This window comes from Archangium lansingense, assembly GCF_026626635.1.
Taxonomy (GTDB): Bacteria; Myxococcota; Myxococcia; order Myxococcales; family Myxococcaceae; genus Archangium; species Archangium lansingense.
On sequence record NZ_JAPNKA010000001.1, the window covers coordinates 3,422,348 to 3,436,512 of the forward strand.

11 protein-coding genes are annotated in these 14,165 nt (G+C 67.1%); 1 reads left to right on the top strand and 10 read right to left on the bottom strand.

Translation table 11 applies throughout. The annotated features are described in order from the left end of the window. Window positions 1–27 precede the first annotated feature (27 nt). The 10 genes from OV287_RS13780 to mglB all read right to left on the bottom strand — a co-directional run bounded on the left by OV287_RS13780 (window position 28) and on the right by mglB (window position 12,243). Window positions 28–1,392: an AgmX/PglI C-terminal domain-containing protein gene (locus OV287_RS13780; protein WP_267534485.1), complete on the bottom strand. Its 1,365-nt coding sequence runs from the start codon at window positions 1,390–1,392 to the stop codon at window positions 28–30. 25 nt (window positions 1,393–1,417) lie between these two features. Beyond that, window positions 1,418–1,711, bottom strand: coding sequence for a hypothetical protein (locus OV287_RS13785; protein ID WP_267534486.1), 294 nt, complete (start codon window positions 1,709–1,711; stop codon window positions 1,418–1,420). Window positions 1,712–1,719: 8 nt separating this feature from the next. Beyond that, on the bottom strand, window positions 1,720–3,111 hold the full coding sequence (locus OV287_RS13790) for a tetratricopeptide repeat protein (RefSeq protein ID WP_267534487.1): 1,392 nt from the start codon (window positions 3,109–3,111) through the stop codon (window positions 1,720–1,722). Continuing rightward, window positions 3,108–6,410, bottom strand: a complete 3,303-nt coding sequence (locus OV287_RS13795; protein WP_267534488.1) for a tetratricopeptide repeat protein — start codon at window positions 6,408–6,410, stop codon at window positions 3,108–3,110. The genes OV287_RS13790 and OV287_RS13795 overlap by 4 nt, the downstream gene beginning before the upstream one ends. Before the next feature lie 106 nt (window positions 6,411–6,516). Further along, window positions 6,517–7,197: a hypothetical protein gene (locus tag OV287_RS13800; protein ID WP_267534489.1), complete on the bottom strand. Its 681-nt coding sequence runs from the start codon at window positions 7,195–7,197 to the stop codon at window positions 6,517–6,519. Continuing rightward, window positions 7,194–7,961, bottom strand: coding sequence for a hypothetical protein (locus OV287_RS13805; protein ID WP_267534490.1), 768 nt, complete (start codon window positions 7,959–7,961; stop codon window positions 7,194–7,196). The genes OV287_RS13800 and OV287_RS13805 overlap by 4 nt, the downstream gene beginning before the upstream one ends. A gap of 22 nt (window positions 7,962–7,983) precedes the next feature. Further along, window positions 7,984–10,350 (bottom strand): tetratricopeptide repeat protein, encoded by a 2,367-nt coding sequence (locus tag OV287_RS13810; RefSeq protein WP_267534491.1) that lies wholly within the window; start codon window positions 10,348–10,350, stop codon window positions 7,984–7,986. A gap of 9 nt (window positions 10,351–10,359) precedes the next feature. Continuing rightward, on the bottom strand, window positions 10,360–11,115 hold the full coding sequence (locus OV287_RS13815) for a dihydrolipoamide acetyltransferase (protein ID WP_267534492.1): 756 nt from the start codon (window positions 11,113–11,115) through the stop codon (window positions 10,360–10,362). A 49-nt stretch (window positions 11,116–11,164) separates the two neighbouring features. Then, window positions 11,165–11,752 carry a gliding-motility regulator Ras-like GTPase MglA gene (gene mglA / locus OV287_RS13820; protein ID WP_267534493.1) on the bottom strand — a complete coding sequence of 196 codons (588 nt, stop codon included), beginning with the start codon at window positions 11,750–11,752 and terminating at the stop codon, window positions 11,165–11,167. 11 nt (window positions 11,753–11,763) lie between these two features. After that, window positions 11,764–12,243, bottom strand: a complete 480-nt coding sequence (mglB, locus tag OV287_RS13825) for a gliding-motility regulator GTPase-activating protein MglB (RefSeq protein WP_002626753.1) — start codon at window positions 12,241–12,243, stop codon at window positions 11,764–11,766. Window positions 12,244–12,577: 334 nt separating this feature from the next. Here mglB and OV287_RS13830 point away from each other — a divergent pair, with 334 nt between their 5' ends. Next, window positions 12,578–14,101, top strand: coding sequence for a carboxypeptidase regulatory-like domain-containing protein (locus OV287_RS13830; RefSeq protein WP_267534494.1), 1,524 nt, complete (start codon window positions 12,578–12,580; stop codon window positions 14,099–14,101). Window positions 14,102–14,165: the final 64 nt, after the last annotated feature.

Sequence of the window (14,165 nt, forward strand, 5' to 3'; positions counted from 1 at the left end):
CCCGGGATGCAGGTTGCTGGCGCCAGTCTACCCCGCCGGGGTGAAGACGAACGGGTAGGCCACCGGGACTTCGTCATCTGGTTTGAAGGGGAACACCCAGCCGCGCACCACCGTGCGGATGCAGCTGGCCACCGCATCGTTCCCGAGGGTGTTTTCCTCGATTTCGATTTCCCCGGTACGCCCGGAAGGCATGATGTTGAAGCGCACCATCACCTTGCCCTTGAGGCTGGGGTTGCGCTTGAGCTCCTTCTCGTAGCAGCCCTGGATGGCCTTGAGGCGGGTCTTGATGTAGCGGGCGAGCGCCTCGCGGTCCACGTCGGAGCTCTCCACCTCGGGGGTAGAGGCGGTGACGCGGCCAGACACTTCCACTTCCTTCTTGGAGCCCAGGTCCACCTTGCCGCCGCCGCTGGTGCCGAGGTCGCCGATGCCGGCCACCTTGCCCGTACCGCCGCCGCGCGGGCCGTTGGCGCCCACGGAGGCCTCGGTGGCGATGCCGACGCCGCCCGCGCCAGCCAGCGCCTCGGCGATGTCTCCGCCGCCGGTGCTGCCGCCGAGTACGTCGGAGAACGCTCCTCCGCCCCCGCCACCCGAGGAGCCGAGAATCTTCAGCAGACCCTTGCCGGACACCTTCTTGGCGACCTCGGCGCGCCGGGCGGCGGCCTCCTGGGGGCTGGCGGGCTTGGAGGCGGTGTCCTCGGAGGGCTTCTTGTCCGAGTCGCTCTCCTTGGGCTTGTCCTTCTCGGTGTCCGCGGCGGCCTGGGCCGTGTCAGCGGCCTGCTGCTTGGGCTCCTCCTGCTTGGGAGGCATGAGCACGCGGGCGAAGCGGTCATCCAGCTGGTCCAGCTCCAGCTCGGGCTCGGGCGGGGGCTCGGAGGCGATGATGAGGGCCGCGCCGGAGAAGTGGAGGAGCAGCGAGGCCGCCAGGATGCCGAAGAACATCCGGTCCATGGTCCGCCACGAGCCGCCCTGGAGGTCCGGGGGGAGCTGGGGCCTGTCGGTCTCGGCAGTAGGCTGGATGAACTGGAAGAAGAGGCGGAGATCCTCGTCGAGCTCCACCACCCCGCGAGCGCTCTCCTGGAGGGGCAGGACGTACTGGTCACCGCGCTCCATGGCCATGCTCTGCGTGCGCAGAGTGTGGAAGTCCACGTCCGAGGAGCCGAGGTTCACCCGGCCCTGCATGTCGTCGTTGAAGACGAGGTTGTACTGGCCGGCGCGGAACTCGAAGACGGGGAAGCTGGCGGGCAGCTCCGGCAGGGGCAGCACGAGGGAGCACTTCGGATCCTGGCCGACGGTGAAGTCACCGGGCTTACGGAGGTGGCGCTCCTCGAGGATGCGGCCATCCTGGAGGAGGCCGATGCGGAGGATCCGGCTCTGCGGCTGAGGGGAAGCCATGTTCTTCTCTGGAGCCCTTCCTACCCTAGAAGGGTTCCTTCTCCACGCTCTTGACGACCTTGGGTGTGAAGCTCTCGGCCTTGTTGAGCTCGTCGAAGTTCAGGTTGGAGCGCTGGAGGATGTAGAAGGCCTGGGGTTTCTGGATGTGGCCCTCGACGGTGATGGCCTCCAGGCGGATGACCTTGCGCTTCTTGGTGTCCTTCTGTGCGGCCGCCTGGGAGCCCTTGGACTCGCCCTGGGCCTGCTTGGGCGCAGCGGTATCCTGTGCGAGCACGGGCGCGGCGGCGAGCAGGAGCAGGAGGGCGAGGGCAGGGCGCATGGGTGGGCTCACTTCTTGTCCTGGGCGACTTTACCCGAGCCGGAGGCTGGACGGGCAGGGGGCGTGCCCTTCGTGGCGGCAGGTGTAGGAGACTTGTCGGAAGGAGGGGCCTCGGCCTTCTTCTGCTCCTCTTCGGCCTTCTTCTGGTCTTCCTCGGCCTTCTGGGCCTTGCGGAGCTGTTCGCGCTTCTCTCGCTCGCGGCGGCGCTCCTCCTTCTCGATGCCCTTCTTGGCGTCCTTGACGTAGTCGTCCACGCGCTCGTCGCGGCCGCCCCGGGCGCGGAACTGGTCGAAGAAGGAGAGGCAGGACTGGAGGCGGACGAGCGTGTCCAGGTCCGGGGGCTCGGCGTCGAGGTGGAGGATGGCGAGGTTGAAGTAGGTGTCGGGCAGGGCGGGGGCGAGGCGGAGCACCTGCTGGTACTCGGCGAGGGCGCGCGCGAAGTCCCCCTGGCCGCGGTAGGCGTTGCCGAGGTTGAGGCGAGCGGAGACGAAGTCCGGAGCGGCCTGGACGGCGGCCTCCAATTCCTTGGCGGCGGCGGCGTGGTCCTGGGCCTCGTTGAGGAGGGCGCCGAGGTTGTTGCGCGCCTCGGCGAAGTCCGGCTTGAGCTCGGAGGCCTTCTTGAAGGACTCGAGGGCGGCGGGCTTCGTCCCGAGCGCGAGCAGCACCAGCCCGAGGGCGTTGTGGGTGGCGGGCTCGTTGGGGGAGATGGTGCGAGCGTTCTCCAGCACCATCTTGGCCAGCTCGTACTTGCGCTCGCGGTAGTACACCTGGGCGAGCAGCTGCATGGCCCGCACGTTGCGCTCCTCGGACTTGAGGACGCGCTTGGCCTCGGTGGCGGCCGCGTCGAGCTTCTTCTGGCACAGCAGCGCCTGCACGAGCGAGATGCGCGGGGCGATGGCGTCCGGCTTCGCCTGGAGCTGTTCGCGCAGCCAGGACTCGGCCTGGGAGGCCTTGCCGGTGCGGCACTGGAGGCGGGCGAGGTTGTCCCAAGCGGCCTGCGCGTCCGGCGTGAGCTCCAGCGCCTGGCGGTAGGAGCGCTCGGCCTCGTCGTGCTTGCCCAGACGCTCCTGGGTGATGCCGAGGTTCGTCCACGCCGTGCCATCCTTCGGGCGGCGCTCGGTCTGGGTCTTGTAGCTGGACTCCGCGGCGGTCAGCTCGCTGCGCTGGGCCACGGACAGCAGATCCGCGGAGGGCGGGGCGGCGGCTTTCTTTCCAGCGTCCTTGTCGTTCTGGGCAGGGGCCTTTGCCGCGTCCTTGGTGGCCGGAGTGCCCTCGTCCGGTGTGGCGGGGGCGGAGGGAGAAGAGGCCGCGGCCTGGGTCTCGGGGCCCGGCTTGGGCGTGGTGGCACAGGCGGAGGCGAGCAGCAGCAGGCCCGGGACGAGCAACCGGCGCACGTTCACTTGCCACCTCCGACGAGGCCCTCGGGGTAGAGCAGGTCCGAGGCGATGGCTTCCTTGGGCTCCTTGAGCACCGGGTACTCCTTGGGCCGGAAGCGGTGGAGCGACTCGAGCGTCTTCTTGGTCCACTCGTTGGAGATGCGGCTCTTGCGCGCCTCCTGGATGGTGGCGGCGTAGCTCTCGACGGCCGAGTCCTCGAGGGTCGCCGTCTGCTGGGCGAGCAGGTCCTGGTAGGTGACGACGGCCTCCTCGCCGAGCCGCTTCACTTCGGGGGGGACGGGCGTCTCGATGATGGTGTTGGCGAAGCGCTCCAGGGCGTAGCCACGGCGGTAGAGCGCGGCGAGTGTCCACTCCAGTTGCTTGTAGGGGTAGACGCGAGCGTAGGCTTCGTTGACGGACTTCATCCCGTTGCGCTTGGCGGTGAAGCTGCGCTCGAGCGCCTTGCCCCTGCCGCCGATCTTGAGCTTGTCGAAGCCGCGGAACACGGCCTCGGCGAGCTGGAAGCGGCTGAATGCGGCGGCATTGGCGGCGCGCGGCTGGGCATCCGGCTGGAGCTTGCGGCGGTCGAACTCGTCGGCGGCGGCCGCATAGGCGCGCAGGGCCTCCTTCTCGTTCTTCTGCTTCGCCCACGCATCGCCGATGCGGCGCTTCGCCTCCACCACCAACTCCACCTGGGCGGGTTGGGAGGAGAACTTGCGCACGAAGGCCTCCAGCGCGCGGATCTCTCCCTTCCAGTCCTCGCGCTTCTCGAGGATGAGGGCGGCGCGGTACTGGTTGCGCGGTGCGTCCTCGGCATTGGGGAAGAGCTCGGCGTAGCGCTGGAAGGCGGCGGCGGCCTCGGCGTAGCGTTGCTGGCCCTCGAGCAGGTTGCCGGCGTTGAAGAGCGCGGCCTCGCGGTCCTTGGAAGCGGGGTAGTCCTTCACCAGCTTCTGGTAGCTCTCCACGGCCTTGTCGAAGTCGTAGGATTTCTCCGCGTTGAGGGCCACGCGGAAGAGGGCGCCGTCAGCCAGGGGCGAGGAGGGGTACTCGCGGTAGATGCGCTCGTAGAGCTTGAGGGCCGAGTCGAAGCGCTGGGTCTTCTCGTAGGCCACGGCGGCGTTGTTGAGGGCCTTGTCGGCGAACTCGTGGCGGGGAGCCTCGTTGACGAGCTCGATGTACTTGGCGGCGGCCTCCTCGTACTTGCCCTCGGCGAGGAGCTGGTCGGCGAGCTTGAAGCGGCCAGCGAGCTTGAAGCGGACCAGGTCCTTGTGCAGGTCGCTCTTGGGGTCGATGACGTCCTTGTTGGAGGCGAGCTGTCCGCTGACCTCCTCGACGCTCTTCCAGTCCTGGTCGATGAGGAAGGTCTCCACGATGAGGTTGGTGGAGAAGCGGGCCACCTCGTGCTGGGGGTACGCCTTCACGATGGCTTCGAAGCGGCGGCGCGCCTCGGGGAAGTTGTCGTGGGCGTAGTACAGCTCAGCGGCCTTGTAGGCGATGCCGGGGCTGCGCTCGCTCTTGGGGAGCTTCGCCACGTGGGTGTCCGAGGCGGCCACCAGCTTCGCCTCCAGCGCGGTGAGGTCCGAGGGCTTGATGGGCTGGCCCTCGGGGCGTTCGCTGGAGCGCAGCGGGGTGGGGGCGGGCTGCTTGCCGGCCTTGATGTCCACCTCGAGCTGCTTCTGCGAGGAGAGCACCGCGCTGAAGGCGGACTCGGCGAAGTACTTGTTGCCCTGGGTCGAGTCGCGCACCACCTCGTAGTGCTTCGCGGCCTCGCCGAACTGCAGCGAGTTGTAGAGACACTCCGCGGCGTAGAACTCGATCTCGTAGGCGTTCTTGCTGCGCGGGAAGCGCTCCAGGTACTTGCTGTAGCCAGAGGCGGCCAGCTCGAAGCTGGCCTTGGCCTGGTCGAACTTGCCCTCCTGCTTGAACACCAGGGCCTGCTGGTGGTGATAGATGGCGCTGGAGTAGAGGCTCTTCTCCGTCAGGTCGTTCGCGGTGGCCAGCACGTCCGGGTCGCGCTCGTGCTTCTGGTACCACTGGGAGCCGGGTGAGTAGAGCTCGGAGAGCTTCTGGGCCTCGAGGGAGGACTCGGTCAGCTTGCGGTCGCGCTCGTAGGCCTGGACGATCTTCTGTTGGAGCTGCGGAGCCTCCGGCGAGAGGGGGTCCTTCTCCAGCACCAACTTGTAAGCGTCGATGGCCGCCGCGTGGTTGGTCTGGTCGAAGAAGACGTCACCCAGGCGCCGGTACACCTCGGGCTCATAGGGGCGGGGGCCGATCTTCGCGAAGTAATTCTTGGCCTTGTCGAGCCCGCCCCAGGTCTCGTCGGCGAAGGAGATGGCCGTGTACTGGAGCGCCTCGTTGCGCAGGTCGCCGCCGCCGGCCTCATCGCCCTGGGCGGCGCGCTGGGCCTCGTAGACATCCACCAGCGCGATGAACCGGTCGACGGCCTCGTCGAAGCGGTCCATGCGGTAGTACGTCCACCCCAGCTTGTAGAGGGCCTTGTCGTAGAGCGGGTGCGAGGTGTCGCGGATGGCGGCCTCGTACGCCTCGGCGGCCTTGGTGAGCGCGTCGGGGTCGTTATAGGCGTCGAAGTAGTACTCGCCGATGCGCACCCACGCCTCGGTGGTGAAGCGGCTGGTGGGGTATTGGGTGATGAGCTGCTGGTAGGTGGCGCGGCCGTCCTCGAAGGCGTTCTGTTTCTCCAGGCAATAGCCGAGCAGGTACAAGGCGCCGTCGTTGAGCCGGTAGTCCGGGAAGCGGGAGAGGAGCTTCCGGTAGAGGGTGATGGACGGGTTGAAGTCCGGCTGCGGCTCGGGCGGGGGCTCGGCGCTCTCGGGGAGGGCGCGCAGCTTGTCCTCGTGCTCGCGCATGGCCACGAGGTGCGTGTCGCTGGAGCGCTCGTAGTACAGCTCCGCCAGGCGGAACATGACGTCCGGCGTGTAGCGGGGCTCGTCGGGGTAGCGCCGGAGGAACTCCTCGAAGCGGGCGATGGCCTCCAGACGCTCCAGGCGCTCCTGGGCCTCCATGTCGGAGATGGCCCGCTCGTACGAGTCCGCCAGCCGGTCGCGCCTGTCCTGGTACTTCCTCTCGATGAGGCGCTGGATCTCCCGCTTGTACTCGCGAGACTCCTCCTCGTAGCGCTGGACGGCCTCGCTCAGCTCCTCCAGCAGCTTCTCTTGCTCGGGCGTGCGGCCCAGGCCGGAGAAGCGAGAGGGGGCCTGTTGCTGCGGAGGGGCTTCCGCGGCTGCCTCCGGACGTGCCACGTCCTGCGCGGCGGCGCGCGCGGTGGCCAGCGTCAGCAGGGTGAGGAGCAGGGAGCGGCGCATCGAATTCTCCGCATCCTAGCCAACGCGGTGGATGGCTCCCAAGGACTGTCGGGCCGGGGCAGGCAGGCGAGCGGCCAGGCGGGAGGCCCGAGCACCTCCTCGCCGCTCAACCCGCGTCAGGCGGGGAAACCGGGGACGGGACTCCCGGTGAACCTCCGTCCGGAGCCTGAGTGCCGCCGTCCGGAACTGGGGAACCGGCGTCAGGTGAGTCGGGGGCAGGGGGAGTGGGTGGGGACTCCGGGGTCGGATGGCGGGTGCCTCCGTCGAACCATGACGAAGGGAGGTTGGGATCCGGCCTGCCAAACAGGCCGCCCACCTGTGATTCTGGAACAGGAGTGCCTCGCGGTTCCTGAGCCGTGGTCTCGGAGGCCGGGTTCAAATCCTCGGGCTCACCGTCGAACAGGCGGCGGAGGATGCGGCCATCGGTGCTGATGGCATACTTCGCGCCCCCGTCCAGAACCATGACCTTCTGTTCACAAGCCCTTGGGTTCGCGGAGATATCCACGAAGATGATATCTCCCTGGCGAATGACTCGATAGAGATGAGATTCTTGTCTGTCCCAGCACCACCGGCTTTTGTATCCCGGAGGAATGAAGTCATTGGCGGCAATGCTGATGGCCCTGAGTGTCACACCGTCCAGTTCATACGGTTGACCCTGCTTTCCAACGATGGTTGCGAAGTTTTCGTAGAAGTTCGGGAACCGGATGGATGGGTCTTCTGGAGGCGGTTTCGGGAACAGGGCGCAGCTTGAGGTCAGCAGGATGGTCAGAATGAGTGGATATTTCATGGCACATCCTTGTCAAGGCAGGAGGCACTCGTTTCCTTGATGGAAAATCCGACCCCATCTGTATGCCAATCAACGATGCCCGTTTGCTCGCAATGCCATTGCCCTGCTGTCTTGGACCACTTCCTGATTTGATGAGCTGCTGGGATGTATTGATGAAAGCCGTCACACGAAGGCTCTGTTGCCTTATTCGAGAAGAACGCGACGATTGAGAGTTGCAATACCCCGTCCTTCGTGGAGCTTCCAAAGCCGTGCTTCGCCCCTTTGGCGACAATGAGCCGGATGTCGTCTCGGGAAATCGTGCTTCCGTGAGGATGATTGTGAAGGGCGAAAATGTATTTGAGACTTTCCGGCGGATAGCGTGGATCCTTCACATATGAAGGGAGCAAGCAGCTTCTCTTCCCCTCCAGATCGTCAAGGTTATGCTGATCCGTCAGCATGCTCATTTCGTACTTGCGCTCAGGGGTGTAGTAGAGCCAAGCACAGTACTCGCTTGAGATCCTCCAGCGAAGCGGGAAGTCCTGCTCTCCAACGCGCCCAGCGTTCGCATTCGGTTTTGAAAGAATGAGCGAGCACGCGGCGAGCAGAGCATCCGAATAGGTGTCGAAGGAGCCAAAGCCCGGCATCGGTCCTGGAAGAAACTCCAGGGGAGGTTCTCCTGAATTGGGGCGCACGACGCCTTCAATGGGTTGGGGCGTTGAACATCCTGAGAGCATTAGCGCCGAAGCCAGCAGGACTTCCGGTAACCATGAGCACTCGTACGACATGTGTTCCTTTCAGAGGCCAGGGCTAGTTCTCGTCCTTGAGGACTTCCTCGAACTCCTTCTCCAGGTCGCGCAGATCCTTGTCCTTCTGCGCGGAGAGCTTTTGGATCTCCGTCGTCTTGTCCTGCTTGCGGGTGAAGGCCACGTCCACCAGCCCCACGTCCGCTTTGAGGACGAGGTCATAGAACTGCTTGCGCACCTTCTGGATGCTCTCGAAGGCGATGCGGCCCACCAGGTTGCGCGCGTCTCCGGACACGCTGGCCACTTCCTGGTGGTAGCTCTGCAAGATCTGCTGCTCGGCCAGCACCTTGCCCTTGATGACCTCTCCGCGCCGCTGCACCTGGGCGCGCAGCACTTGCCGGGCCGTGTCCACTCGGGTGCGCAGGGCCTCGGAGCGCTGGCGCGTCTCGTGCGTCCGGGCCACCAGCGCCGCATCCTCCCCAGACAATCGGGCCTCGGCGGCGGTCAGCAGCCCGTGCTCGCGCTGGAGCGTCTCTCGGTACTGCACCCGCAGGACCTCCTCGCCGGAGACGAAGGCACTGGCGGAGGCTCGCTCATTCGCCAGACGAGAGCGGAGCTGCTTCAGCTCGGCCTCGAGCGCCCCCACCGTCTGCTCCTCGTTGTGAAGCTGGGCGAGGAACTCCTTCTCATCCTCGGGCTGGCTGGTGCGCTCCGCGCGCGTGTCCTCCAGCCACTTGCGCACCGCGGTGGAGATGGCGCTCATGCTCTGCAGCTCGAAGCCCAGCTGGAATGCGTCGCGATCCAGCTCATCCACCCGGGCCTGCATCCGCTCCCGCCGTGCCTCCAGCTCCTGCTGGTTGGTGGGCAGGCTGGCCAGGCGCACGCCCAGGGCCTCGCGCTCGCGGCGCACGGCCTCCAGCGCGGTGAGCTCCTCGGGTTGCAACCGGCCCCGCAGCACGTCGCCCTCCACCTGCACCAGCCACTGCTCCGCCCGCACCAGCGCGCTGTCCACCGCGTCCGCCCGCTGGTAGCCCTCCTGCAGCTCGGGGAACACCTGGAGGCCGCGCTCGTCCAGGGCCTGCAGGATGCGCGTGGCGATGTCCTTCGACTCGTCCACGCCCTGCCGGCTGCTGTCGAGGTCCTTCTGCATCCGCACCGCGTCCGCCACCTCCACCTGCGTGGTGGCGAACTTGAGCGCCATTGGCGGCAGCAGCGTGGTGATGTCCAGGGTGCGCTCGTTGCGCGCCAGCAGCTTGTCGAAATACGCGACAGGGTCCTGGTTCGCCTTCAGCAGCGTGTCCACCTGGTCGTGCACCGGCTTGTAGGTGCTGATGAGCTCCTCGTACGTGGCGGTGGCCTCCTCGTACTTGCGCAGCTTGAGCTGTAGGTGTCCCAAGAGGATGCGGGCGTCGGGGGCGATGGGGGACTCGGGCCCCACCAGCAGGAGGATGTCGGTGGCGTTCTTCGCCTTCTCGAAGTCCCCCTTCTTCACGTGCACCCAGGCCATCTCGTAGAGCGAGTCCACGAAGGACTCGCTGTCGCGCGGAATCTCCGCGTACCGGTCGAGCGCCTCGTCATACCGCCCCAGCTCGTAGAGCAGCCGCCCCAGCGACAGGCTCGCCAGCTCCTTGAGCCGCTGCAGCTCCGGCTCCTGCACCGCCTCGGTGGCCAGGGGCCGGAACTGCTCCACGGCACCCGCGTAGTCGCCCTCCTGCACGGACAGCACGCCGAGGAAGTACGCGCTCTGCTTCTGGAACTTCCCCCCGGCGGTGCTGGCCAGGGGTTGGAAGGCTGCTCGGGCCCGCTGGCGCCGCTCCGGGTCTGGCAGGTCCGTCCGCTTGAAGAGCCACTTGGCGTAGACGTAGTCGAGCTCCGGCGGGAGCTGGCCGCCCGACAAGCGCCGCGCCCGCTCGATGTACTCGTCGAGCCCGGTGAACTGGTTGAGCCGGCCGGCGATCTCCAGGTAGCGCGCGAGCGCATCCCGGTAGTGCTTCGTGTCGCTCAGCGTGAGCAGCTCGCGCAGGTAGATGCGCGCACCGATGTAGTTCTGCTGCCGGTAGAGGGAGTCTCCCAGATAGAAGAGCGCATCCGGGTAGCGCCCCTGGGCGCGGAACTTCGGGTCGCCCACCAGGTCGTAGAAGAGCACCGAGGCAGCGGCCCAGTCCTCCAGCAGGTATTGAATCTCTCCGTTGGAGAAGCGCCGCAGCCTCAGCTCGTCGTCACCGGGCTCGGGGCGCTGGGTGTACTGCGTCTCGACGAAGCGGATGTTCTCCTCGGCGGCCTTGAGCTGCCCGGACACCTGGTCCAGCCGTGAGGTCAGCTCGACGGCGGACGGGCGAGGCGCGGGCGGCTTCTCCTCGGCGCGCGCAGACCCGGGGGCCAGGAGCGCGGTGGCCGCGAGCAGCAGGGCTTGGAGGCGCGACGTACCCAAGGCCGGCCCCTACTTCGTTTCGGAGGCCGCGGCGGGAGGCGGCGAGGCGGCGTCCGAGGCCGGCTGCTGCTTTCCGGAGTCGCGCGACGACTCGATGTCGTAGCGCACCGCCGGCCGGTCCTGCAGGTCCGTGGTCAGTCCTCCCTTTTCGAATCCCACCACGCGCACCGTCGTCACCTTCCCCGGCTCCGCGTTGAAGGTGTAGCTGGACTGCACCTTGAACCGGTAGCCCTCGAGGTAGCTGAACACCCCGAAGCCATGGCCCCGGTAGACGAGCCGCACCGCCACCTGGTGCTGGCCCGGCACGATGCGGCCGTTGAAAATCTCGAACTCCTGGCGCTTGGACAGCTCCGCCGTCTCGTCCGTGCGGGTGTAGATGGGCGCGCCGTCCAGCGCGTACACCACCGACTCCAGCACGAACGAGTCGCCCATCTCGTTGCGGTGGAAGAGCACTGCGCGCGCTCCGGTGGAGAGGTCTCCTCCGAGCACCGTCTCCTGCAAGAGCTGCAGGCGCGCCTTGGAGCGGTAGATCTTCTCCTTCAGGTCGACGACCTGCTCCTCGAGCGTCCTCACCCGGGTGTTGAAGGCCTCGTCCGCCGTACGTACCTGCGTGTCCGCGGGAGCCTGGGCCGTGGTTGCGGGCGCCGAGGCCTCCGTGGACGCGGGGGCAGAAACAGCAGCAGGGCCCTGCTGCGCGAAGGCAGGGGCCCACAAGGCCGTGCCTGCCACGGCCAGCACTCGGAGGGTGAGGGATGCGAAGCGCACGAAAGAGCGACCTTGTCTGCGGGCGGACCCGAAGGCCCGCCCTGCGTGCTCAGCCGCCCTTCTTCAGCTCCGTCAGCACCAGCTTGGCCACCGCCTTGAGCGTGTCGAACACGCCCACGCCGGTGGGGGCCACCGCCTGGTACTCGGGGATGTTGCGCTGGTTGAGCGACTTGCGCATCTCCTCCACCGTCACCGCGTTGGGCAGGTCCCGCTTGTTGTACTGGATGACGTACGGGATCTTGTTCAGGTCGTAGCCCTGCTCGGCCAGGTTGATGCGCAGGTTCTCCAACGACTCCATGTTGGCCTCCATGCGCTCCACCTGGCTGTCGGCGACGAACACCACGCCGTCCACGCCCTTGAGGATGAGCTTGCGGCTGGCGTCGTAGAACACCTGGCCGGGCACCGTGTAGAGGTGGAAGCGCGTCTTGAAGCCGCGGATCTCACCCAGCGACAGCGGCAGGAAGTCGAAGAAGAGCGTGCGGTCCGTCTCCGTGGAGAGCGAGATGAGCTTGCCCTTCGTCTCCGCGGCGGTCTTGTTGTAGATGTACTGCAGGTTCGTCGTCTTCCCGCACAACCCGGGACCGTAGTAGACGATCTTGCAGTTGATTTCGCGAGACGAGTAGTTGATGAAGGACATGGCTTCCCGGGTTACTCGCTGAAGAGGTTGTCGATATCGTCGTCGGAAATCTCGGCGAACGGAGAGCCGACCCCGGGACCATCCGTCTTCTTCACGAGGCTCTCGAAGATCTTGGTCAGCTCGTCACTGGCCTTCTTGATGCGCAAGCGCACCAAGCCGAGGCTGGTCCGGTTGTCGAAGATGACAACCAGCACCACCCGGCTCCCGACGATGGTCATGTACAGCGAGTCCTTGGCCCCTTCATGAAATTGATGGGGGAACTCGTTCTCGCCAATCAACTTCGCGAGGCCGCCCATCGCCGCCACGTTACCGGCCGTCAGCGACGCCAGTGAGGTGGTATCGATGTTCTGCGTCTGCCCAGCGGAAGAGATGAGTTGCCCGTTCTTGTCGACGAGGAACACCACCTTCGCGTTCGCGTCCTTGGTCAGCCGGTCGCAAACCGCGTTGATCTTGGTGAACTCCTCTTCGTACATCACCAGTTGCGTGCCCATGGGCGTTTACGCTCCTAAGCGTCTCGCTCGACCTTGACTCCCGCGGCCCCCGAAGGTTTCCGGAATGAATTTCGGAGGTTAGGTGCGGCGCTCCCGACCCGGGGAGCTTTAGCAAAGCCCTTCCACCCCGGCAAGAAGCCACCTCTTTCCGCAGAACCATGTGCTCCCGGGGCTGGCGTGCAGGCACGTGCCCACAGAGGTTGCTTGCTCAGCGGCATGGGAGGGGGAAGGGGGACTCCAGCGAGGGGCATCTTTTGAGAGGGGAGAGGGGGGGTGGAAATCCGGTCGCTTCCAGTTTGGAGGGGACCTGTCGAGTATTCACTATACTCCGGCCGTGCCGTTCCGCCCCCGTCCCTTTTTCGCCGTTCTCCTACTTGCGCTCACCCTGGGCGCGCCGATCAGCGCGTGGGCCCAGGGTGTACCCGCCGAGCAGGCCTCGGTGCGGGTGCGCTACGGGCTGGCCTTCCGCCAAGGGGCCCAGGAGGTGGGGCCCACGGTGTCGTACGGGGGCATGACGCCCAATGACGTGGCGCTGTGGGCCGCGGTATTCGGCGAGGGCTGGTTGGGGGCGTGGGCCAGCGTGCAGCGCGAGGGCTTCAGCCTCTCGCAGGAGGCGCAGCTCGTCACCGGAGGCAGTCTGTTGAGGGCCTCGGTGGGGCCCGCGGCGCGCGTCTTCCTGGGGCCGGTGCGTGCCGAGGTGAGCGCGGGCTACGGCTTCGCGCAGCTTCCGGTGTTCTCCAACGAGGGACAGGTGCGGCTCGTTCCCACGGCGCGCCATGCCGCGCTGGTGGGCGCCCGCGTCCTCGTGCCGCTGCCTTGGAGTCTGCGCGCGGAGGTGCGCGGGGAGCTGCCCGTGGCGATCGGCTCCACGTCGGAGGGGTTCGCGGCCGGGGGCGCGCTGCTCATCCCGGTGCTGCGGCGGGGTGAGTGGGGTGGGGCGCTGGCGCTGGAGTACCAGTACCTGCGTGACTCGCTGACGACGGCGGACGGCGCGGTGTCACGTCAGGTCATCAGTCGCGCGGGAGTGGCGTTCGAGCTCTCCTATGGCGGAGGGGCGCGGGAGGCTCGGGTCGAGGAGGCCGCGCAACCGGAGACGGGTGAGCTCGTGCTCTCGGTGGTGGACGCGGAGTCCGGCAGGCCGCTGCCCGATGCCCGGGTGGTGTTGACGGTGGGCGGAATGGAGCAGGAGCCCCGTGTTGCCGGCGCGGATGGGCGGTTGACGGGCGTGGTGCTGCCGCGGGGAGAGGTGCTCGCGCGGGTGAGCGCGGGGGGCTACGTGTCCGCGGAAGAGCGCGTCACGGTGCCGGCGGGCGGTCGCGCGGAGCGGGTGGTGCGAGTGCGTCAGGAGCCGCCGCGGGTGGGCTCCCTGCGCATCACCGTGGTGGACGCGCGCAGTGGGGGTCCCCTGGCGGGCGCGGCCGTCTCCGTAGGCTCCACCCAGGTCTTCACCGATGCGACGGGGCGGGTCCGCGTGGAGGGGCTTGCTCCGGGGCCCGTGGAGGTGAACGTCTCGGCCGAGGGCTTCCGGGCGGCGCAAGAGGCCGTGGTCATCGTCGTGGGGACGCGGACGGAGCTGCCCGTCACCCTGGTCTCCGCGAGCAAGGGGGCGCTCGCCACCCTCTCCGGGCAGGTGCGCGGCGTCCGGAAGGGCAAGCCGCTCCGGGCCTGGCTGGTCATCCCCGAGGCGAAGCTTCGCCGCCGTACGGACGTCCGGGGGTCTTTCCAGGTCCAGCTCAAGCAGGGTAGGTATCGCCTCATCTTCTCGGCTCCCGGGCACCTGTCCCAGACCAAGGTCGTCACCGTCCGCGAGGGCGAACAGGCCATCTTCAACGTCGATCTCTTCCCCAAGTCCCGGTGAGCTCCCTCCGCCCTCGCATTGTGTCCGCCCTGTGTCTGCTGCTGGCTACCGCCTGCGGAGATGA

Excerpts from the sequence above, each read along its gene's own strand:
- OV287_RS13780 (WP_267534485.1), bottom strand. The coding sequence starts at position 1,392 with ATGGCTTCCCCTCAGCCGCAGAGCCGGATCCTCCGCATCGGCCTCCTC.
- OV287_RS13785 (WP_267534486.1), bottom strand. The coding sequence starts at position 1,711 with ATGCGCCCTGCCCTCGCCCTCCTGCTCCTGCTCGCCGCCGCGCCCGTG.
- OV287_RS13795 (WP_267534488.1), bottom strand. The coding sequence starts at position 6,410 with ATGCGCCGCTCCCTGCTCCTCACCCTGCTGACGCTGGCCACCGCGCGC.
- OV287_RS13800 (WP_267534489.1), bottom strand. The coding sequence starts at position 7,197 with ATGAAATATCCACTCATTCTGACCATCCTGCTGACCTCAAGCTGCGCC.
- OV287_RS13805 (WP_267534490.1), bottom strand. The coding sequence starts at position 7,961 with ATGTCGTACGAGTGCTCATGGTTACCGGAAGTCCTGCTGGCTTCGGCG.
- mglA (WP_267534493.1), bottom strand. The coding sequence starts at position 11,752 with ATGTCCTTCATCAACTACTCGTCTCGCGAAATCAACTGCAAGATCGTC.
- mglB (WP_002626753.1), bottom strand. The coding sequence starts at position 12,243 with ATGGGCACGCAACTGGTGATGTACGAAGAGGAGTTCACCAAGATCAAC.